This window comes from Pseudomonas sp. NPDC012596 (assembly GCF_042902325.1).
Taxonomy (GTDB): domain Bacteria; phylum Pseudomonadota; class Gammaproteobacteria; order Pseudomonadales; family Pseudomonadaceae; genus Aquipseudomonas.
In genome coordinates this window covers 106,153-127,550 of record NZ_JBIBEB010000018.1, presented here as the reverse complement: position 1 = coordinate 127,550, position 21,398 = coordinate 106,153, and the positions used below count along the sequence as shown (strand labels likewise).

Here is a 21,398-nt window from a genome sequence, read left to right as displayed (position 1 = left end):
GTGGTTTCTGAACTTGAAGGTGACAGCGTCGGCCTGATCGCGGGCATGCCGGCGATCAGGCCAGCTCAGTCACCCCAACCTGTGCCACTCACGCTTGTCGCGGGTCAGCAATTCATTGCCAGCCTCAGGCCCATCCTCACCGGCCGGGTATTCATGCACCTCGCCGTCCTGGGCCCACGCATCGAGAAACGGCTGCACTGCACGCCAGCCGTTCTCGATGTTGTCGGCCCGCTGGAACAAGGTCTGGTCGCCGGTCAGGCAGTCATAGATCAACGTCTCGTAACCGGTCGCCGGGGTCATCTTGAAGAAGTCCCTGTAGGCAAACCCCAGCTCGACGTTTTCCATCACAAGCTCCGGCCCCGGGCGCTTGGCCTGCAGGTCGAACCACATGCCTTCGTTGGGCTGAATCTGGATCTTCAGGTAGTTGGGCTTGGGCCGCTCCAGCTCGGACTCGCGAAACTGCGCATACGGCGCGGGCTTGAAGCAGATGGCGATTTCGGTGTCGCGCACACTCATGCGCTTGCCGGTGCGCAGGTAGAACGGCACGCCGGCCCAGCGCCAGTTGTCGATCATTACCTTGAGGGCCACGTAGGTTTCGGTCTGGCTGTCGGCCGCCACCCGTTCCTCCTGGCGATACCCCGCCAGGTGCTTGCGGCCCTGCTTGCCCGCGGTGTACTGGCCACGCACGGAGTTTTTCAGGGCCATCTTCGCCGACCAGGGGCGAATGGCACCGATGACCTTGGCCTTCTCGCCCCGTACGGCATCGGCGCCGAAGGCTGCAGGCGGCTCCATGGCGACCATCGCCAGTAGCTGGAACAGGTGGTTGGGCACCATGTCGCGCAGGGCGCCAGTGGTGTCGTAGAAACCACCGCGGCTCTCGACACCGACCGTCTCGGCGGCGGTGATCTGCACATGGTCGATGTAGTGGTTGTTCCAGAACGACTCGAACAGGCCGTTGGAGAACCGGCTGACCAGGATGTTCTGCACGGTTTCCTTGCCCAGGTAATGGTCGATGCGGTAGATCTGCCGCTCGCTCATCACCTTCAGCAAACAGGCGTTGAGTGCCTCGGCGCTGGCCAGGTCGGTGCCGAATGGCTTCTCCACCACGACCCTGCGAAAGCCCCCGCCAGACTCATCCAGCAAGCCCGCCTCGCCCAGGCGCTGCGCCACTTCAGGGAAGAACCGCGGCGAGGTGGCCAGGTAGAAGATGGCGTTGCCGTGGCTGGTCTTGTCGATGCGCTTGGCCAGCGCCGCGTAGGTGGCCGGGTCGAGAAAATCGCCCGTCTGGTAGTCCAGGCGCTTGGCCAGGCGAGCCCAGAGCTTCTCGTCCAGGCCCTTGGCCGCGCCCTCGCCGCCCTTGTCACGCTCACGCATGAAGTCGTGCAGGCGCTGGGCGAACGCCTCGGCGGTGGCGGCGTTATGGTCGACCCCGACGATGCGCAGGTTGCGGTCAAGCAAACCATCGCGGCTGAGGTTGTACAGCGCCGGCATCAGCAGGCGCTTGACCAGGTCACCGTTGGCGCCGAACAGGAACAATGTGCAAGGCGGAGCAGCAGGTATGGTCTTTTGGGTCATTGGCCTTTTTTCTCGACGTGGCCACCGAAGCCCAGGCGCATGGCCGACAGCACTTTGTCGCCGTAGGTGCCCTGCTGCTGACGCGAGCGGAAACGCGCGAACAGCGCACTGGACAGCACCGGCACCGGCACCGCCTGTTCAACGGCCGCGTCGATGGTCCAGCGGCCCTCGCCACTGTCGGACACCGAGCCGCTGAACTGCGCCAGTTGCGGGTCGGCCACCAGGGCATCGGCGGTAAGGTCGAGCAACCAGGACGTAACCACGCTGCCCCGGCGCCACACTTCGGCGATTTCGGCAACATTCAAGTCGAAGCGCTGTTCTTCTGGCAGCTCGTTGCCACCCTTGCTACGCAGCAGGTCGAAGCCCTCGGCATAGGCCTGCATCAGGCCGTACTCAATGCCGTTGTGCACCATCTTCACGTAGTGCCCGGCACCGGGCGGGCCTGCGTGGATGTAGCCGTGCTCGGCACGGTCGTGCTCACCTTCGCGGCCCTGGGTCCGCGGGATGTCGCCCACGCCCGGCGCCAAGGCCTTGAACAGTGGCTCCAGGCGCTCGAACACGTCTTTTTCGCCGCCGATCATCATGCAGTAGCCACGGTCCAGGCCCCACACACCGCCGGAGGTGCCGACATCCAGGTAATGCAGCCCGCGCTTGGCCAGTTCGGCGGCGCGGCGCATGTCGTCCTTGTAGAAGGTGTTGCCGCCGTCGATGATCGCATCGCCCGGCTCCAGCAGCTCGGCCAGCTGCGCAATGGTCTGCTCGGTCGGCTCGCCCGCCGGCAGCATCACCCACACCGCGCGCGGCGCTTTCAGTTTTTGCACCAGCGCGCCCAGGTCGTGGGCGCCTTGGGCACCCTCGCCTTCCAGCGCGGTGATGGCTTCACGGTTGCGGTCGTTGACCACCGTGCGGTGACCGGCGCGCATCAGGCGCCTTGCAATATTGCCGCCCATGCGGCCCAGCCCGACGATTCCCAGTTGCATGAGCCGATGCTCCCCTTGATAAATGAATGACAACTCAGTCCAGCGATTCAGATTAGTCCAGCGCAGCGCCCGAGGGTTCAGCGACGAACGGCAAGACAACGTTAAACAAAAAAGTTCCCTTGGTCGCAGAAAGAATTCAGAATGCGCGCCGCGTGAAGCGTCTACGCTTTAACTGTCACCAGCCAAAACTGCGAGGTGTATACATGGGTACCTTGATGCCTGCCACCCCCACCCAGACCCTCTATGTCTCCGTACGCCGTGATGAACTGCGCAAACTGAAGGACGAACGTGAACTGCTGCGCCAACAGGTCGCTCAGTTGCACATGCTGCTGGAGCAAGCGCGCTCCGGCGACAAAACCGTCAGCCTCTAAAGGTTTTCTCATACGGTGGGGGCGGAACGCTCCCACCACGCTCCTCCAGGCTGATCAGCCACGCACCACGTTAGGGCATCCTCACCGCCTGCGCTACAAAACTGCACACCTCAAAACACCCCGCGCCCCACCTTCGAACACCCCATTCATATCTCGTCACACACGCCAACGTTTGCGTCTATCTCGCGTCATAACGAAAGTGACCAATGGGTCACCTTTTTATCTCCCTCTCTCCTACACTCAGCTTTCGGCCCGGCATTTGCTCATAGCAAGAGCGACGTAAAAAAGTCGAACTTTTGCAAATGGGGGCGGGTCAGCAACTAAGTAGGCCAATCGCATCGGGGCATCCCACGCCACGGCCTGCCACCCCAACCAGTCCAATCGCTTTCGGCCGGAATGCCGATTGCGCCGTGCATGTGCGCACGACCTTGGGGCAAGGACCGCAACAAGACGACAAGCAATAGAGATAACCAGAACGATATAGAACAACGGGTGCCAGCACCCGGCATAGGATAGGGACGGAGAGAAGTATGATCAGTGCCGCTGTCGAACCTCACGTAGATTCATTCAAACCGGAAAACCGCGAACCGCTCACCCCGGAGTTCGCCACGACAGGCAAGGCACCCGGCGCCCAGCGCCAGCACAACCCGAACAAACGCAAGATCCTCTTCGTTACCTCGGAGATCGCCGACCTGGTCAAGACCGGCGGCCTGGGCGATGTATCCGCGGCGCTGCCACGGGCGCTGGCGCACCTGCACGATGTGCGTGTGCTGATCCCTGGCTACCGCCAGGTGATGGAAAGCGACAACCCTATTCATATCGTCGGCGAACTCGGTGGCCACGCCGCCCTGCCGCCGTGCAAGATTGGCCGCATGGACATGGCTGACGGCCTGGTCATTTATGTACTGATCTGCCCCGAACTGTACCAGCGCGACGGCTCTCCCTATGGCGCCAACAACGGTCGCGACTGGCCCGACAACCACATCCGCTTCGCCCGCCTGGGCCTGGCTGCTGCGGAGATCGCCGCTGGCGAAGGCAAGATCCACTGGAAGCCCGAAGTGGTGCACGCACATGACTGGCCTGCCGGCCTGGCCCCGGCCTACATGCACTGGCGTGGGCTGAACACGCCGACCCTGTTCACCATTCACAACCTGGCTTACCAGGGCGTGTACAGCCGTGCCTGCAGCCCGGAACTGGCGATCCCCGACCATGCCATGCAGCAGGAAGGCATGGAGTTCTACGGCAAGCTGTCGTTCCTCAAGGCCGGCCTGGCGTACTCCAGCCACATCACTACCGTCAGCGCCACCTACGCCCGCGAAATCACCACGCCGGAATTCGGCTGTGGCCTGGATGGCTTTCTCGCCAGCAAGGCCCAGCAAGGCCTGCTTGGTGGCATCCCCAACGGCATCGACGAGAGCTGGGATTCAGCCACCGACCAGCACCTGCAGCACAATTTCAGCATCAACGACTGGGACGGCAAGGCACGCAACGCCGAAGAAGTGCGCCGCCTGTTCGAGCTGGAACCCTCCGAAGGGCCACTGTTCGCCGTAGTTTCTCGCCTTGTGTTCCAGAAGGGCCTGGACCTGACCCTGGGTGTGGCCGACTACATCGTCGAACAGGGTGGGCAGATCGCGATCATCGGCCGTGGCGAGCCCGAAGAAGAGCAGGCCATGAGTGAACTGGCCGTGCGCCACCCGGGCCGCATCGGTGTGCGTATCGGCTTTAACGAGACCGACGCCCGGCGTATGTTCGCCGGTAGCGACTTCCTGCTGATGCCGTCGCGCTACGAGCCCTGCGGCCTTAGCCAGATGTACGCGCAGCGTTTTGGTTCGCTGCCCGTGGCACGCAACACCGGCGGGCTGGCCGACACCATCGAGAACGGCGTAACCGGCTTCCTGTTCGACGAGTCCACGGTGGAAAGTTACCGCGAAGCGCTGGGCCGTGCCTTCTACGTCTACGGCAAGAAGAACCTGCTCAATGCCATGCGCTGCCTGTCGATGACCCAGCCGTTCAACTGGTGCCAGGCAGTAGAACCCTACGCCCGCCTCTACGAGGACCTGGTCAAGCAGACACAACTCAGCCACTACTGAGCAGGGGGTGGAAGATGCACAGGCATGGCGCACACTTAATGGACGCCACGTCGGCGCGCTTCGCCCTGTGGGCGCCGGATGCGCGCAACGTGAGCTTGGAGTTGGAGGGGCAGCCGCCTGTCGAGCTGCTGCCCGAAGGCGATGGCTGGTATACGGCGGTTGCCGCATGCCAGGCCGGCGCCCGTTATCACTATCGTATCGATGGTGAGCTGCAGGTGGCCGACCCGGCCTCGCGCTTCCAACCCGAGGGCGTAAAGGGCCCAAGCCAGGTGGTGGACACCCAGGCCTATGCCTGGCAACACCCCTGGCAAGGCCGCCCCTGGCACGAAGCGGTGATTCAAGAACTGCACGTCGGCGTGCTCGAAGGCTACCCGGGCGTTGCCCGGCACCTGCCGCGCCTGGCCGAACTGGGCATCAGTGCCATCGAGCTGATGCCCCTGGGGCAGTTCCCCGGCGAGCGCAACTGGGGCTATGACGGTGTGCTGCCCTATGCACCGCAACATACCTACGGCAGCCCGGAGCAGCTGTGCGCGCTGGTCGACAGTGCCCACGGTGAGGGCCTGATGGTGCTGGTGGATGTGGTCTACAACCACTTCGGCCCAGACGGCAATTACCTGCACCAGTACGCCAGCCCGTTCTTTCGCGAGGACCGGCAAACGCCCTGGGGCGCTGCCATCGATTTTCGCCGCCCCGAGGTGCGCGAGTTCTTCATCCAGAACGCCCTGATGTGGCTGTGCGACTACCGCTGCGACGGCCTGCGCCTGGACGCCGTGCACGCCATCGACCAGCCCGACTTTCTGGTCGAGCTGGCGCAGCGTGTACGCGCTGCAGTGGCGCCTGGCCGGCAGATATGGCTGGTACTGGAAAACGAGCACAACCAGGCCTCGTTGCTGGGCAAGGGTTTCGATGCCCAGTGGAATGACGATGGCCACAACGCCCTGCACGTATTGCTCACCGGCGAAACCGAAGGGTATTACGCCGATTACAAAGAACAGCCGATCACCCAGCTGGCCCGGTGCTTGTCCGAAGGCTTCGTCTTCCAGGGCGAGCCCAACCGCCACGGCACGCCACGCGGCGAACCCAGCGGGCATCTGGAGCCCAGTTCATTCGTGTTGTTCCTGCAAAACCATGACCAAATCGGCAACCGCGCCTTGGGCGAACGCCTGACCCGCCTGTGCCCGCCGGCGGCCCTGCGCGCGGCCACCGGCCTGCTGCTGCTGTCGCCGATGATCCCGCTGCTGTTCATGGGTGACGACGATGGCAGTTGCCGGCCGTTCCTGTTCTTTACCGACTTCCACGATGAACTGGCCGACGCTGTGCGCGAGGGCCGACGGGGCGAGTTTGCCCACTTCACGGCATTTGCCGACCCCGAGCAGCGCGAGCGCATCCCCGACCCCAACGCCGAGCAAACCTTCGAGGCCTCACGGCCGCAGCGCCAGGAAGTCATCGCCGGCTGGCACGGCCTCTATCAACAGCTGCTCCACCTGCGCCAGCGCTACGTCATCCCGCACCTGCCCGGCAGCCGTGCGCTGGGCGCCGAGGTGCTGGGCGATAAAGCGCTGACCGCACGCTGGCGCCTGGGCAACGGCAATACCCTGCGCATCGACCTGAACCTGGCCGCCACGCCACAGCCGGTCGAACTGCCCGCCGCCGAACGCCGCCTGTTCGACAGCAGCGACACCACGCACCCCGACACCGCGCTGTCCGCATACAGCTGCGTGGTCAGCCTGCTTGCACCTGGCCAGGAGAGCCCATGAGCGAAACCGCACTGCACCGTCTGGCCGCCCACGTCGGGCTTGCCCGCGACTGGGTCGACGCCAACAACCGGCCACAACAGGTGGCTGATGAAGTACTGCGCAAAGTGCTCGAAGGCCTCGGCCACCCGGCCAGTGACGACAACGCCATCGACAGCAGCCTGCGGGCTGTGGAAACCGCTGACGACAGCGAACACCTGCCACCGCTGCTGACTGCCGACCTTGGCCAGCCGCTGGCGCTGGGCCGTTACTTCAGCGCAGGGAGCACTGCGCACTGCACCCTTGAAGATGACACCAGGCTGGCCCTGACCCTCGACGGCCAGGCACGCCTGCCCGGCGAGCTGCCCATCGGCTACCACCAGGTTGAGGTCGACGGCCGTGCCTTCACCCTGGCCGTGGCACCGCCGCGCTGCTACAGCCTGGACGATGCCGTCGAGCAACCACCACCCCGCTGCTGGGGCCTTGCGGTGCAACTCTACAGCCTGCGCCGCCCCGGTGATGGCGGCTATGGCGACTGCCTGGCCCTGGAGCAACTGGCACGCATCGCCGCCGAACGCGGTGCCGATGCCCTGGCGATCAGCCCCATTCATGCCCTGTCGGCCATCGACCAGCAGCACTACAGCCCCTACTCCCCGTCCAGCCGCCTGCTGCTCAATACCCTCTACGCCAGCCCCGCCGCCCTGCTCGGTGAGCGTGCCGTGCGCATCGCCATCGAGGCCGCGGGGCTTGAGCAGACGCTGGAAGACCTGGAGCAGCAGCCCCTGGTTGATTGGCCCCGGGCCGCCGACGCCCGCCTGCGCCTGCTCGAAGCCCTGTACCAGGACTTCAGCCAGGGTGATCACCCGCTACGTACCGACTTCGACAGCTTTCGCGAAGCCGGTGGCCAGGCCCTGGAGCACCACTGCCGCTTCGAAGTGCTGCAGGCGCAAGCCGTGGACCATGGCCTGGGCGCCGACTGGCGCAATTGGCCGAGCGCCTGGCACGACCCTTACCACCCCGAAGTCGAAGCCTTCGCCAGCGCGTACCCGGCCAAGGTCGAGTTCCACGCCTTTTGCCAGTGGCTTACTGACCGTAGCCTGCAGCGTGCGCAAGAAGCTGCACGCAGCAACGGCATGGCGGTCGGTTTGATCGCCGACCTGGCAGTGGGCGCCGACGGTGCCGGTAGCCAGGCCTGGAGCCGCCAGGATGAGCTGCTGGCCAACCTCAAGGTCGGTGCCCCGCCCGACATCCTCAACCGTTCCGGGCAGGACTGGGGTATCTGCGCATTCTCCCCCGAAGGCCTCAAGCGCAACGGCTACCGCGCCTTCATCGAGATGCTGCGGGCCAACCTTGCGCATGCCGGCGGCCTGCGCATCGACCATGCCATGGGCCTGCGCAGGCTGTGGCTGATCCCTCGCGGCTGCAAACCCAGCGAGGGCGCCTACCTGCACTACCCGCTGGAAGACCTGTTGCGCCTGCTGGCCCTGGAGTCGGTGCGGCACCAGGCGATCATCCTCGGCGAAGACCTCGGCACGGTGCCCGAAGGGCTGCGCGAACAATTTGCCGACAAGGCCGTGCTGGGCATGCGCGTGCTGCCCTTCGAGCAGCCCCAGCCTGGCCGTTTCACGCCCATCCTTGACTGGCCGGACAACGCCCTGGCCACCACCGGTACCCACGACCTGGCGCCGCTGGCCGGTTGGCTGCAAAGCCGCGACATCGACTGGAGCCACCGCCTGCAACTGATCGATGCCGACACCGAAGAGCATTGGCGCCAAGCACGGCAAAAAGAAAGTGACGGCCTGCGCCGCACCCTGCAAGCCAGTTACGGCCCACAAAAGGACGACGAGCACGTGATCGACGCCGCAATCCGCTACATCGGCCACACCCGCGCACCGCTGGTGCTGATCCCGCTGGAAGACCTGCTCGGCAGCGACGAGCAACCCAACCTGCCTGGCACCACCGAGGGCCACCCCAACTGGCGCCGGCGCTTCGCCGCCCCGGTGCGCGACCTGCTCGACGATGAAGCCGCCGCGCGCCGCCTGGAGCTGCTGGCACAGGCCCGTGAACAAGCCTGGGAGCGTGACCGATGAAGCCGTTGACCGCTACCCAGCGCCTGCAATTTCACAGCGATTTCACCCTCGACCATGCCCTGCCACTGGTGCCCTACTTCGCCCAGCTGGGCATTAGCCACCTGTACGCCTCGCCGATCCTCAAGGCCCGGGCAGGTTCGCGCCACGGTTACGACGTGGTCGACCCGACACAGGTCAACCCGGAGCTTGGCGGTGAAGCAGCCCTGGAGCGGCTGGTGGCCGCGCTGCGCCAGCATGGCATGGGGCTGATCCTCGACACCGTGTCCAACCACATGGCCGTCGGCGGCGCCGACAACCCGTGGTGGCAAAGCCTGCTGGCGTGGGGACGGCGTAGCCCGTACGCCGAATTCTTCGACATTCAGTGGCACTCCAGCGACCCGCTGCTGGCCGGCCAACTGTTGCTGCCCTTCCTCGGCAGCGACTATGGCGCGGCCTTGAAAAACGGCGACATTCCGCTGCAGTTCGACAAGCAGCACGGTGTGTTGCAGGTCGCTCATCACGAGCACCGCTTCCCGATCTGCCCGATCGATTACGGCTGGATTTTGTCCCTGAGCCCAGAGCCGGCCCTCAAATACCTGGCCGAGCATTTCACGGCGCTGGCCGATGCGGCCGAGCCACTGGCCGCCGCCGTTGATCTGCAGCGTGAACTGGCGCGCCTGGTGCGCGACGGCGCGGACCTTGAATCCGCGCTGGTGGCCTTCGACAGCCGCAGCGAAAGCGGCCTGCAGCGCCTGCACCTGCTGCTTGAACGCCAAACCTACCGCCTGGCCAGCTGGCGCACCGCCGCCGACGACATCAACTGGCGGCGCTTCTTCGACATCAACGAGTTGGGTGGCCTGCGCGTAGAGCGCTCGGTGGTGTTCGAGGCGACCCACGCCAAGCTGTTCGAGCTGATCGAGCGCGGGCTGGTGGATGGCCTGCGCATCGACCATATCGACGGCCTGGCCGACCCGCGTGGTTACTGCCGCAAACTGCGCCGCAGGGTCGAGGGGCTGCTTGCCAGGCGCCCGCTGAATGCGGCGCTGGAACATTTCCCGATCTATGTCGAGAAGATCCTTGGCGTCGACGAACACCTGCACCGCGACTGGCTCACCGATGGCACCACCGGCTACGAGTTCATGAACCAGGTGTCCTTGTTGCAGCATGATCCGGCCGGCGAAGCACCGCTGACCGAGCTGTGGGCCAACGTCAGCGAGCGCCCAGACTTTACCGAAGAGGTGCGCCAGGCCAGGCACCTGGTGCTCAACGCCAGCCTCGCCGGCGACTGCGAGTCGGTAGCCCAGGCGCTGCTGCAGGTTGCCCGCGACGACCTGATGACCCGCGACCTGACCCTCGGGGCGATCCGCCGAGCGTTGCAGGCACTGGTCAGCCATTACCCGGTGTACCGTACCTACTTCAACGCCTGCGGGCGGCCGGCTGAAGATGAAACGTTCTTCCAGCAGGCCCTGACCAATGCCCGCCAGGACCTCGCCGAGGCCGACTGGCCGCTGCTCGACCAGCTCGAACGATGGCTCGGAGGCGAACCTTGGCGCAAGCTGCCGCCCGGCCGCCCGCGCAAGCACTTGCGCCATGCCTGCGTACGCTTCCAGCAACTCACCGCACCCAGCGCCGCCAAGGCCGTGGAAGACACCGCCTTCTACCGCTCGGCGCGGCTGCTGTCGCGCAATGACGTGGGCTTCGAAGCCGAACGCTTCAGCGCCAGCGCTGAGCACTTCCACAACGAGGCCCAGCGCCGCCTGCGCGACTTCCCCGACAACCTGCTGGCCACCGCCACCCACGACCACAAGCGCGGCGAAGACACCCGCGCACGGCTGGCGGTACTGAGTGAACGTGGGCCCTGGTTCGCCAGCCGGGTGGAACACTGGCGCGAGCTGGCAGCGCCCTTGCGCGAGCAACTGGACGACGGCCCGGCACCGAGCCCCGGCGACGAGTTGCTGCTGTTGCAGACCCTGCTGGGCAGTTGGCCGCTGAACCTTGACCTGCACGACGACAGCGCCCTGCAGCAGTACGCCGAACGCATCCGCCAATGGCAGCAGAAGGCCCTGCGCGAGGCCAAACTGCGCAGCAGCTGGAGCGCGCCAAACGAGGCCTACGAGGCCGCCTGCGCCGCGTATGTGAATGGCCTGTTGCTCGACCGCGAGAATCACCAACTGCGCCAGTCGCTGGCGGACGCTGCGCAGCTGATCGCCTGCCCCGGCGCCCTCAACGGCCTGGTGCAAACGCTGCTGCGCACCACCGTGCCCGGCGTGCCCGACCTCTATCAAGGGGCCGAATACTGGGATTTCAGCCTGGTCGACCCGGACAACCGCCGCCCCGTGGACTACGCTTGCAGGCGTCGCACCCTGGACGATGCAACGCCCGCCGCAGAGCTGCTCGCGCACTGGCGTGACGGCCGCATCAAGCAAGCGTTGCTGGCCCGGGTGCTGGACTGCCGCCAGGCCCACGCCGAGCTGTTCCGGCGCGGCACCTACCTGCCACTGACCGTGCAGGGCCGGCATGCCGACAAGGTGCTGGCGTTTGCCCGGCTGGGTGAGGAACACCGCGCCATCGTCGTCGCCCCACGCCTGGCCAGCGGCCTGTTGGGCGGCGCTGCCATACCGTTGATCCCGGCACAGAACTGGGACGACACCCGGGTAATTCTGCCGTTTGCCTTGTCGCCCGCCAACTCGATGGGACTTTTCCCAAGCGCGGTGGTCAGCCCTTCAAAGGAGCTGATGTTAAGCGCCGTGCTGTCGGAATTTCCGGTCAATGTGTTGATACAACAATCTTGAGCATCAGGAGCGTCATGATGAGTGTCGATGAAAAACGTATCCGCGAATTTGCCTACCAGATCTGGGAATCTGAAGGCAAACCAGAGGGTGAGGAGGAGCGCCACTGGGACATGGCCCGCAAGCTGGCCGAGGCCGAAGCGCTCGCGCCCAAGGCAGCGCCACGCAAAAAGGCAGCGGCCAAGCCCAAGGCGCCTGCAGAGCCCAAGGCCGCAGCGTTGCCGGGGGTCAAGCCGGCTGTAGCCAAGAAGCCCCGAGCGGTGAAAAAACCGACTGCAGGCTGAGCCTGTTCCGGCCTCATCGCGGGCAAGCCCGCTCCTACAGGGTGCGGGCTTGCCCGCGATGAGGCCACCCCTGACCTACCGCTTACCTCTTCCCTACGGCTATCCGAGGACTGCCATGAGCCCCCGCACCCCTAAGAAAACCCGCTCCATCGCCCCATCCCGCCTGCGCGAGGGCATGCCGTTTCCGCTCGGCGCCACCTGGGACGGCCTGGGGGTCAACTTCGCCTTGTTCTCGGCCAACGCCACCAAGGTCGAGCTGTGTCTGTTCGACTCCACCGGCGAGCAGGAACTAGAGCGCATCGAGCTGCCCGAATACACCGACGAGATCTACCACGGCTACCTGCCCGACGCTCATCCGGGCCTGGTGTATGGCTACCGTGTCTACGGCCCCTACGAGCCGGAGAACGGCCACCGCTTCAACCCCAACAAACTGCTGATCGACCCCTACGCCAAGCAATTGGTCGGCAACCTGAAATGGTCGGAGGCGCTGTTCGGCTACACCATCGGCCACCCCGACGGCGACCTGTCGTTCGACGAGCGCGACAGTGCGCCCTTCGTGCCCAAGTGCAAGGTGATCGACCCGGCATTCACCTGGGGCCGCGACCAGCGCGTGCAGATCCCATGGGAGCGCACCATCATCTACGAAGCGCACGCCCGCGGCATCAGCATGCGTCACCCGGCAGTCCCGGAAGAGCTGCGCGGCACCTTCGCCGGCCTTGCCAACGACGAGCTGCTCAAGCACATCAAGGACCTTGGCGTATCGAGCATCGAACTGCTGCCGATCCATGCCTTCGTCAATGACCAGCACCTGCTCGATAAAGGCCTGAACAACTACTGGGGCTACAACAGCATCGCCTTCTTCGCGCCGCACCCGCGTTACCTCGCCAGCGGCAAGATCGCCGAGTTCAAGGAGATGGTCGCGCACCTGCACGACGCGGGCCTGGAGGTGATTCTCGATGTGGTCTACAACCACACCGCCGAAGGCAACGAGCGCGGCCCGACGCTGTCCATGCGCGGCATCGACAACGCCTCCTACTACCGGCTGATGCCCGACGACAAGCGCTATTACATCAACGATTCCGGCACCGGCAACACCCTCGACCTCAGCCACCCGTGCGTGCTGCAGCTGGTCACCGACTCGCTGCGCTACTGGGCCGGCGAAATGCACGTAGACGGCTTCCGCTTTGACCTGGCGACCATCCTCGGCCGTTACCACGACGGTTACAGCGAGCGCCACGGCTTCCTCGTCGCCTGCCGCCAGGACCCGATGCTCAGCCAGGTCAAGCTGATCGCAGAACCCTGGGATTGCGGCCCTGGTGGCTACCAGGTAGGCAATTTCGCCCCCGGCTGGGCGGAGTGGAACGACCGCTTCCGCGACACCGCGCGCGCGTTCTGGAAAGGCGACGAAGGCCAGCTGGCCGACTTCGCCGCACGCCTGACCGCCTCGGGTGACATGTTCAACAACCGCGGCCGGCGGCCCTACTCTTCCGTCAACTTCATCACCGCCCACGATGGGTTCACCCTGCGCGACCTGGTGTCCTACAACAACAAGCACAACGAAGACAACGACGAGAACAACCAGGACGGCACCGACAACAACCTGTCGTGGAACTGTGGCGCCGAAGGCCCCACCGACGACCCCGAAATCAACGCCCTGCGCATGCGCCAGATGCGCAACTACTTCGCTACCCTGCTGCTGGCCCAAGGCACGCCGATGATTGTCGCCGGCGACGAGTTCAGCCGTACCCAGCATGGCAACAACAATGCCTATTGCCAGGACAGTGAAATCGGCTGGGTCAACTGGGACCTGGACGAGGACGGCAAGGACCTGCTGGCCTTCGTCAAACGCCTGACCCGGTTGCGCCTGGCCTACCCGGTACTGCGTCGCTCACGCTTCCTGGTGGGCGACTACAACGAAGCGATCGGGGTCAAGGATGTCACCTGGCTGGCGCCGGATGGCAACGAGATGAGCGTGGAGCAGTGGGAGGATCCGCACGGGCGTTGCCTGGGCATGCTGATCGATGGGCGAGCGCAGGTGAGCGGGATTGCACGGCCGGGGTCGGAGGCCACGGTACTGCTGATCGTCAACGCCCACCACGATGTGGTGCCGTTCCTGTTGCCGGCGGTGCCGGAGGGGGATTACTGGAGCTGCCTGGTGGACACCGACCGGCCTGAACTGCGCAAAGGGCAGCATCTGCAGTTCGAGACCACGTTCGAGGTCAAGGGGCGCTCGTTCCTGTTGATGGTGCTGCAGCGCGAGGAAGAGTGACCCGGGAATTCACCGGTAATCCTTGCCGGTGAATTCACAGACTGGAAGCGGCGCGGCAAACGCACGTTGGGTTTGCCGCGCGACCAGCACGAAGCGTTCGTGTTCCATCACGGCCTGTTCGCGCCGCACCTTTGATGCAACCTTGGACGCACCTTTGCGAGCATTCGCCACTGCCTGATGGGGCCCGTCTTTGCAATGATTCGGCATAGCCACCGCGGGGGAAATAGCGAAGCTCGCTATACCTGAGTCAATTGCACAGGTAATCAACAAGATAGCTCACGGGACACGCCATGAACGGTCCGTTCACGCTTTCTTGACGCAAGCCCCTCCCTCCTCTTAGCTGAACATTATCACTAGCAGTAAAACGTAGCGCCGGGCCTCTAGCCCGCGCCTTCGTGCGCGCTTGCGAAAGCTGGCGTGCCGGTTCTGGTCGCCCACTGTTTTTGCCGTACAGCTCGTGACGACAGGCCAGTTACTTGGGCTGTACAACAAAAAAACACAGGAGATCCGCCATGAAAAGAGCCTCGAATCCGTTGCGCTTCGACCGTATTTTCTACGCGGTTTCCACGTCGATGCTTCTGGCAACCCCGGTGGAAACCTTCGCCTTCGAACTGCAGGATGACCCCAGCTCGCCCCTGTTCTTGCAGCAACCGGCGATGCCGCAGCTGTCGCTCGACCCTGTCAGCGCCAGCGGCGTGAGCCTGGGCACGCTGGCTGCGTTCAGCGACAAGATGGGCGATCGCCATGGCCAGGCCGCACCCGACCTGATGGCCAGCCAATGGACGCAATTTTTCCCAGGCACCGCCCGGCCTGGGGCTCAGGCACCCGACCAGCTCGAAGCGCCCAGCCAGCAACTGATGATCGGCCCTGACCTGTTCGTGCGTGAAACCGGCGGCGGCAATGTGCACCGCGCAGGCATCTTCGTCGGCCATAACAACCTGCAAAGCAGCTTGAACGGCAGCCGCCCGCTGCTTGGCGACAAGCAGCGCAACGCCGTCAACCTCAGCGGTGAGAGCCTGGGGGTGTACTGGAGCATGACCCATGAGCAGGGTTGGCACCTGGATGCCGTGGCCATGGGTTCGCGCATCGATGTGCTGGGCCGTGGCGAGAGCGGTCAACGGCTGGACGACAGCGGCCACGCGATGACCTTTTCGGTGGAGGGTGGTTACCCGATCCGCCTGGGTGGCAGCTGGGTGATCGAGCCGCAGGCCCAGTTGATCAACCAACAGTTCTTCCCCGGCAACCAGGTGCAGGAAGAGACGCTGCAGGCGTTCGATAGCCAGCCCACCTGGAGCGGCCGGGTCGGTGCCAAGTTGTCCGGGCGCTACGAGGTGCGAGGGATGCCGATCGAGCCCTATGTGCGGACCAACGTCTGGTATGACTTCAGCAACGCTGACGAGGTGAAGCTGGACCAGGTCGACAAGATTTCCGGCTCGCGGTATTCGACCACGGTGGAACTGGGCTTGGGCCTGGTGGCGCGGGTGACGCCGTCGGTGGCGCTGTTTGTCAGTGCCGATTACAGCAGTGATGTGGATGACAATGATTTGAATGGGTTGATTGGTAGCCTGGGGGTGCGGATGCGGTGGTAGACAGGCACGGCCCTATCGCGGGCAAGCCCGCTCCTACAGGTAAACCATTGGGCCTGAGGGCAGCGGGGTATCTGTAGGAGCGGGCTTGCCCGCGATAGGGCCGGTACAGGCAACCGATCAGGCTGGCTTCATCACCAACACCCCCAGCGGCGGCAGGTTCAAGGCCAGCGACAGCGGCTGCCCATGGCTGGCAATGTCATCGCTCTCCACCGCACCCAGGTTGCCCACGTTCGACCCGGCATACAGCTCGGCATCACTGTTGAGCAACTCTTGCCAACGCTCACCGAACGGCACACCAATGCGATACCCCTCACGCGGCACCGGCGTGAAGTTGGCCACCACCAGCAGCGGCTCGCCGTTGCTGCTCCAGCGCAGCCAGGCAAACACGCTGTTGTGCGCATCATCGCCAATCAGCCACTGGAAGCCCTGCGGCTGGCAGTCCTGCTCGTGCAAGGCCGGCAGGTCGCGGTACAAGCGGTTGAGGTCGCCCACCAGGCGTTGCACGCCTTGGTGCTCGGGGTACTGCAGCAGGTACCAGTCCAGTTGGTGATCATGGTTCCACTCACGCCACTGGCCGAACTCGCAGCCCATGAACAGCAGTTTCTTGCCCGGGTGTGTCCACATGAACGTCAGGTAGGCGCGCAGGTTGGCAAATTTCTGCCAGCGGTCACCCGGCATCTTGTCGATCAATGAATGCTTGCCGTGCACCACTTCGTCGTGGGAAATCGGCAGGATGAAATGCTCGGAATACGCATAGATCAGGCCGAAGCTCATTTCGTTGTGGTGGTGGGCACGGTGCACCGGGTCGTTCTGGATGTAGTGCAGGGTGTCGTGCATCCAGCCCATGTTCCATTTGTAGGCAAAGCCCAGGCCGCCCTGCTGGGTCGGCTGGCTGACGCCCGGCCAGGCCGTGGATTCCTCGGCGATGATCAGCGCGCCCGGTGCTTCGTGGGCGGCCACGCCGTTGAGGTGGCGGATGAAGTCGATGGCCTCGAGGTTCTCGCGCCCGCCGTGGCGGTTTGGCACCCATTCGCCGGCCTTGCGCGAGTAATCGCGGTATAACATCGAGGCCACCGCATCGACGCGCAGGCCGTCGATGTGGAAGTGCTTGAGCCAGTGCAGCGCCGAAGCCAGCATGAAGCCGCGTACCTCGTTGCGGCCCAGGTTGTAGATCAGCGTGTTCCAGTCCTGGTGGAAGCCTTCCAGGGGGTTGTCGTATTCGTACAGGGCCGTGCCGTCAAAGCGTGCCAGGCCATGTTCGTCGGTGGGGAAATGCGCCGGCACCCAGTCGAGGATCACACCGATGCCGCCCTGGTGGCAGGCGTCGATGAACGCGGCGAAATCTTCCGGCGTGCCATAGCGTGAAGTCGGCGCGAACATCGACAACGGCTGGTAACCCCAGGAGCCGCCGAAGGGGTGCTCCATGATCGGCAGCAGCTCGATGTGGGTGAAGTTAAGCTGCTGCACGTAAGGCACCACGCGTTCGGCCAGCTCACGCCAGTTGTAGAAACGCGACACTTCGCCCAGGTCGTCCAGCTCGCACTGCCATGAGCCCGGGTGCAGCTCGTAGATCGACAAGGGTGCGCTGTAGGCATGCCGCTGTGCGCGGTGCTCCATCCAGTCATGGTCTTGCCATTGATGGCTCAATGCACCCGCTACCTTCGACGCCGTGCTGGGCGGCAACTCGGTGGCGCGCGCCAACGGGTCGGCCTTCAGTGGCAGGATGCCGTCCTTGCCCAGCACCTCGTACTTGTAGGTTTCACCCACAGCCAGGCGGGGGATGAACAGCTCCCACACCCCGGCGCCGTGGCGCAGGCGCATCGGGTGGCGGCGGCCGTCCCAGTTGTTGAAGTCGCCCACCACCGACACCCGCCGCGCATTCGGCGCCCACACCGAGAAGCACACGCCATCGACCCCGTCGACCTGGGTTGGCTGCGCGCCAAAGCGCCCAGAGAGGTCGCGGTGGTTGCCCTCGGCAAACAGGTGCAAGTCCATGTCGCCCAGTTGCGGGCCGAAGCTGTAAGGGTCTTCGGTTACCTGCTCGCCACCGGCCCAGCCGATCTGCAGCAGGTACGGCTGTGCATCATCCAGGTGCGCGGTAAACAGGCCCGGCAGGCTACCCTGCTCCATTTCGGCCAGCACACGCCCATCTTGCCGGGCGAGCACGCGCGCATTCAGGGCAGCCGGCAAGAAGGCGCGAACCCAGAAGCCACCCGCACCATCGCCGTGGGGGCCAAGTACTGCGAAAGGATCGGCGTGCTCGGCGCGGGCAAGGGCATCGAGCTCCCGCTGCCGAAGGCCACCGTTGTCACGCGTAGTTGCATTCATTTATGACTCTCCCCAGGTACTGATCAATCCATGCAGGCCATGCAAAGGCACGGCCAGCCAACTCGGCCGGTTTTCGGCTTCATACGTGATTTCGTAGGCGGCCTTCTCCAGGCAGAACAGTTCCAGTGCGGCGCGCTCGCCCTCGGCCTGTTGCCAGGCATGAGGCATGGCGGCGGTGGCCAGGCCGTAGGCTTCGACGAAGGCATGACGCGACTGGTGCAGGTACTGCCGGGCGACCCGCTGACGAGCCTGCCGTGCTGCCTCGGAAAGGTCTACCGCCGAGGCGCTGCGCAGGATCATCGCAGCAGCATAGTCGAAGGAACGCAACACGCCGCTGACATCCTTGTATGGGCTGTGCTTGGCGCGGCGCTCGTCCAGCGGCCGTGAGGGTTCGCCCTCGAAATCGATAAGGTAGGCATCGCCCTGCACCACCAGCACCTGGCCCAGGTGCAGGTCGCCGTGCACGCGCATCAGCAGGCCGCCCTGGGCCTGGCTGGCGAGGTTGGCGATGTGCTGGGTCAGGCCGTCGCGTTGCTGCTGCAGGTCGTCGACCAGGGCCTGGCTGTCGCTGTCCAGGCTGTCGCGATGCTGGGCCAGCAAGTCGAGGGCATGGTTGAGCTCGGCACTGATCTGGCGGGCCCAGCGCTCGCTGTCTTCGCCCTCGCTGGCCCGTGGCTGGAAGGCAGGGTCTTTACTCGGCGCGGCCAGCAGCAGGTGCATCTCGCCCAGGCGCTGGCCCAGCAAGGCGGCAAAACCGTTGAGCTCGGCCAAGGCGTCGGTGTGCGCTTCAGGGTCGTTGCTGGCCGGCTCCATCTCGTCGCGGATGGCCCGCTCCAGGGTGTTCTGGGTCCAGGCCCAGGCATCGCCCTGGTTGCTCAAGTAGCCTTGGGCGATCATCAGCAGGTGCGGGGCATCCGCTTCATCCACGCGGCTGACCCAGGCCAGCAACGGCGATATGTTGGTAAAGCCGCCAGCGGTCAGGTAGGCGCTCATTTCCAGTTCCGGGTGAATACCTGGGTTGACCCGGCGGATCAGCTTGAGCACCACGCGATCACCCACCACCACCGAGCTGTTCGACTGCTCGGCGCTCAGGTAGCGCACTGCGCTGTCCTCATCGAGCCCAAGGCCGGCCAGCTGATCGGTGCATTGGAAGCGCAACTCGCCCTGGCCGTTGCCGCACGGCAATCGCACGCCCTCCTGACAGGCTCGCAACACGGCGCGGATGAATGGCTCGAGCACGAAGGCGTCGGTGATCAGGCCAACCTGGCGGCCACGCCGCACACGGGACAGCGCCAGCTGCTGCGGCAAGGCGGTATTGATCTGCTCTTCGGGGAGGAACCCGAACGGCAACTGGTACTGGTTGGCCACGCCATCGCCAAGCACCTCGATTTCGCTGAGCAGCACGGGCGTCGTGGCCGTGCCGAAGCGCACGCCGTAGCGCAGGCGCACCTGGTCGATGGGCCCTTCCTTGCCGGCGAACCAGCGGCGCTTTGGCAGGTATTGCGGCAGGATCGCGTCTTGCAGAATGTCACTGGAAGGCGCTTCAAGCAGCTCTTCCATGCGTTTGCGCAGCACTAAAGTGGTCAATTCCGGCAACCCCTCGGTAGGTTGAACGTGCCAGCTGGGCATGCGGTCGTGCGCTGCCAGCAGGAACCAGTAGAAGGCGTAGGGCGGCAAGGTCAGCAGGAACGGCAACTGCCCGATCGGTGGGAAGGCGCTGCCGCCGAGCATCTCGACCGGCACCTTGTCGGCATATTGCGACAGTTCCAGTTCCGCCGCCTGGGCGGCGCGGGAGACGTTCGCAACACACAGGATGACTTCATTGTTGCCAGCGTCATCGGTGTATTCGCGGATGTACGCCAGGATGCGCCGGTTGCTCGGCGTCAGCGTGCGCAAGGTGCCGCGGCCAAACGCCTTCTGCTGGTTGCGTACCGCCAGCAGGCGGCGGTTCCAGTTGAGCAGCGAATGCGGGTCGTGGGACTGCGCCTCGACGTTGACCGTCTGGTAGCCGTACAGCGGGTCCATGATCGGCGGCAGCACCAGGCGCTGCGGGTCGGCCTTGGAGAATCCGCCGTTGCGGTCGGGCGACCACTGCATGGGGGTGCGCACACCGTCGCGGTCGCCCAGGTAGATGTTGTCGCCCATGCCCAGTTCGTCACCGTAGTACAGGGTGGGCGTGCCTGGCATCGACAACAGCAGGCTGGTGAGCAGCTCGATACGCCGGCGGTCACGCTGCAGCAGCGGTGCCAGGCGGCGGCGGATGCCGAGGTTGATGCGCGCACGGCGGTCCTCGGCGTAGTAGTTCCACAGGTAGTCACGCTCGCGGTCGGTGACCATTTCCAGGGTCAGCTCATCGTGGTTGCGCAGGAAGATCGCCCACTGGCAATTGGCAGGGATTTCCGGGGTCTGGCGCAGGATATCGGTGATCGGGAAGCGGTCTTCCATGGCCAGGGCCATGTACATGCGCGGCATCAGCGGGAAGTGGAAGGCCATGTGGCATTCGTCGCCATCGCCTTCGCCGAAGTACGGGCGGGTGTCCTCGGGCCACTGATTGGCCTCGGCCAGCAACATGCGGTCGGGGTAATTGGCGTCGATCTCGGCGCGGATCGCCTTGAGCACGCGGTGGGTTTCCGGGAGGTTCTCGTTGTTGGTGCCGTCGCGCTCGATCAGGTAGGGGATGGCATCCAGGCGCAAGCCGTCGACGCCCAGGTCGAGCCAGAAGCGCATCACCCCGATGACGGCCTTGAGTACCTGCGGGTTATCGAAGTTGAGGTCGGGCTGGTGCGAATAGAAGCGGTGCCAGAAGTACTGGCCGGCAACCGGGTCCCAGGTCCAGTTGGACTTCTCGGTGTCGAGGAAGATGATCCGCGTGCCGTCGTATTTCTGATCGTCATCCGACCACACATAGAAGTCGCGGGCCTTGCTGCCGCGCTTGGCCAAGCGGGCGCGCTGGAACCACGGGTGCTGGTCGGAGGTGTGGTTGATGACCAGCTCGGTGATCACCCGCAGGCCGCGCTTGTGGGCTTCGGCAATGAAGCGCCGGGCGTCGGCCATGCTGCCGTAATCGGGGTGCACGGCTTTGTATTCGGCGATGTCATAACCGTCGTCGCGCCGTGGCGAAGGGTAGAACGGCAGCAGCCAGAGGGTGTTGACGCCCAGTTCGGCGATGTAGTCGAGCTTGCTGATCAGGCCTGCGAAATCACCGATGCCGTCGTTGTTGGCATCGAAGAACGACTTGATGTGTAGCTGGTAGATCACCGCGTCCTTGTACCACAGCGGGTCGTCGATGAAGGCTGCCGGGCGTGAACGCTTGGCCATGGG

12 protein-coding genes are annotated in these 21,398 nt (G+C 64.7%); 8 read left to right on the top strand and 4 right to left on the bottom strand.

The window, feature by feature from the left end; genetic code table 11:
- Nucleotides 1–69: 69 nt before the first annotated feature.
- Together zwf and gnd are read right to left on the bottom strand one after the other, a co-directional pair.
- Entirely contained in the window at nucleotides 70–1,575 is a 1,506-nt protein-coding gene (zwf, locus tag ACFY68_RS20755) for a glucose-6-phosphate dehydrogenase (protein ID WP_387531123.1), read from the bottom strand.
- Nucleotides 1,572–2,654 carry a phosphogluconate dehydrogenase (NAD(+)-dependent, decarboxylating) gene (gnd, locus tag ACFY68_RS20750; protein WP_346612092.1) on the bottom strand — a complete coding sequence of 361 codons (1,083 nt, stop codon included), beginning with the start codon at nucleotides 2,652–2,654 and terminating at the stop codon, nucleotides 1,572–1,574. The genes zwf and gnd overlap by 4 nt, the downstream gene beginning before the upstream one ends.
- A gap of 104 nt (nucleotides 2,655–2,758) precedes the next feature.
- Here gnd and ACFY68_RS20745 point away from each other — a divergent pair, with 104 nt between their 5' ends.
- From ACFY68_RS20745 to ACFY68_RS20710, 8 genes are all read left to right on the top strand, one after another.
- The gene (locus ACFY68_RS20745; RefSeq protein WP_346612091.1) at nucleotides 2,759–2,926 is read left to right on the top strand and encodes a DUF6026 family protein; all 168 of its coding nucleotides are present in this window, start codon (nucleotides 2,759–2,761) and stop codon (nucleotides 2,924–2,926) included.
- Nucleotides 2,927–3,456: 530 nt separating this feature from the next.
- Nucleotides 3,457–5,016: a glycogen synthase GlgA gene (glgA, locus tag ACFY68_RS20740; protein WP_387531119.1), complete on the top strand. Its 1,560-nt coding sequence runs from the start codon at nucleotides 3,457–3,459 to the stop codon at nucleotides 5,014–5,016.
- Nucleotides 5,017–5,030: 14 nt separating this feature from the next.
- Nucleotides 5,031–6,773, top strand: a complete 1,743-nt coding sequence (gene treZ, locus ACFY68_RS20735; protein ID WP_387531116.1) for a malto-oligosyltrehalose trehalohydrolase — start codon at nucleotides 5,031–5,033, stop codon at nucleotides 6,771–6,773.
- Complete coding sequence (gene malQ / locus ACFY68_RS20730) at nucleotides 6,770–8,839, top strand: 4-alpha-glucanotransferase (protein WP_387531113.1); 2,070 nt, start codon at nucleotides 6,770–6,772, stop codon at nucleotides 8,837–8,839. Before treZ ends, malQ begins: the two co-directional genes overlap by 4 nt.
- Nucleotides 8,836–11,610, top strand: coding sequence for a malto-oligosyltrehalose synthase (locus tag ACFY68_RS20725; protein ID WP_387531110.1), 2,775 nt, complete (start codon nucleotides 8,836–8,838; stop codon nucleotides 11,608–11,610). Before malQ ends, ACFY68_RS20725 begins: the two co-directional genes overlap by 4 nt.
- Nucleotides 11,611–11,624: 14 nt before the next feature.
- Nucleotides 11,625–11,891, top strand: coding sequence for a DUF2934 domain-containing protein (locus ACFY68_RS20720; RefSeq protein WP_346612086.1), 267 nt, complete (start codon nucleotides 11,625–11,627; stop codon nucleotides 11,889–11,891).
- Nucleotides 11,892–12,006: 115 nt separating this feature from the next.
- Nucleotides 12,007–14,160, top strand: coding sequence for a glycogen debranching protein GlgX (glgX, locus tag ACFY68_RS20715; RefSeq protein WP_387531107.1), 2,154 nt, complete (start codon nucleotides 12,007–12,009; stop codon nucleotides 14,158–14,160).
- A gap of 512 nt (nucleotides 14,161–14,672) precedes the next feature.
- Nucleotides 14,673–15,749 carry an autotransporter domain-containing protein gene (locus ACFY68_RS20710; RefSeq protein WP_387531104.1) on the top strand — a complete coding sequence of 359 codons (1,077 nt, stop codon included), beginning with the start codon at nucleotides 14,673–14,675 and terminating at the stop codon, nucleotides 15,747–15,749.
- Nucleotides 15,750–15,866: 117 nt separating this feature from the next.
- Here the strand turns inward: ACFY68_RS20710 and glgB are convergent, their stop codons facing one another.
- A complete protein-coding gene (gene glgB / locus ACFY68_RS20705; RefSeq protein ID WP_387531101.1) occupies nucleotides 15,867–18,077 on the bottom strand; it encodes a 1,4-alpha-glucan branching protein GlgB in 2,211 nt (736 codons plus the stop codon).
- Nucleotides 18,078–21,395, bottom strand: coding sequence for a maltose alpha-D-glucosyltransferase (gene treS, locus ACFY68_RS20700; protein ID WP_387531098.1), 3,318 nt, complete (start codon nucleotides 21,393–21,395; stop codon nucleotides 18,078–18,080).
- Between the last annotated feature and the right edge of the window lie 3 nt (nucleotides 21,396–21,398).

Excerpts from the sequence above, each read along its gene's own strand:
- treZ (WP_387531116.1), top strand. The coding sequence starts at position 5,031 with ATGCACAGGCATGGCGCACACTTAATGGACGCCACGTCGGCGCGCTTC.
- ACFY68_RS20720 (WP_346612086.1), top strand. The coding sequence starts at position 11,625 with ATGATGAGTGTCGATGAAAAACGTATCCGCGAATTTGCCTACCAGATC.
- glgA (WP_387531119.1), top strand. The coding sequence starts at position 3,457 with ATGATCAGTGCCGCTGTCGAACCTCACGTAGATTCATTCAAACCGGAA.
- malQ (WP_387531113.1), top strand. The coding sequence starts at position 6,770 with ATGAGCGAAACCGCACTGCACCGTCTGGCCGCCCACGTCGGGCTTGCC.
- ACFY68_RS20725 (WP_387531110.1), top strand. The coding sequence starts at position 8,836 with ATGAAGCCGTTGACCGCTACCCAGCGCCTGCAATTTCACAGCGATTTC.
- glgX (WP_387531107.1), top strand. The coding sequence starts at position 12,007 with ATGAGCCCCCGCACCCCTAAGAAAACCCGCTCCATCGCCCCATCCCGC.
- zwf (WP_387531123.1), bottom strand. The coding sequence starts at position 1,575 with ATGACCCAAAAGACCATACCTGCTGCTCCGCCTTGCACATTGTTCCTG.
- ACFY68_RS20710 (WP_387531104.1), top strand. The coding sequence starts at position 14,673 with ATGAAAAGAGCCTCGAATCCGTTGCGCTTCGACCGTATTTTCTACGCG.
- treS (WP_387531098.1), bottom strand. The coding sequence starts at position 21,395 with ATGGCCAAGCGTTCACGCCCGGCAGCCTTCATCGACGACCCGCTGTGG.
- ACFY68_RS20745 (WP_346612091.1), top strand. The coding sequence starts at position 2,759 with ATGGGTACCTTGATGCCTGCCACCCCCACCCAGACCCTCTATGTCTCC.
- glgB (WP_387531101.1), bottom strand. The coding sequence starts at position 18,077 with ATGAATGCAACTACGCGTGACAACGGTGGCCTTCGGCAGCGGGAGCTC.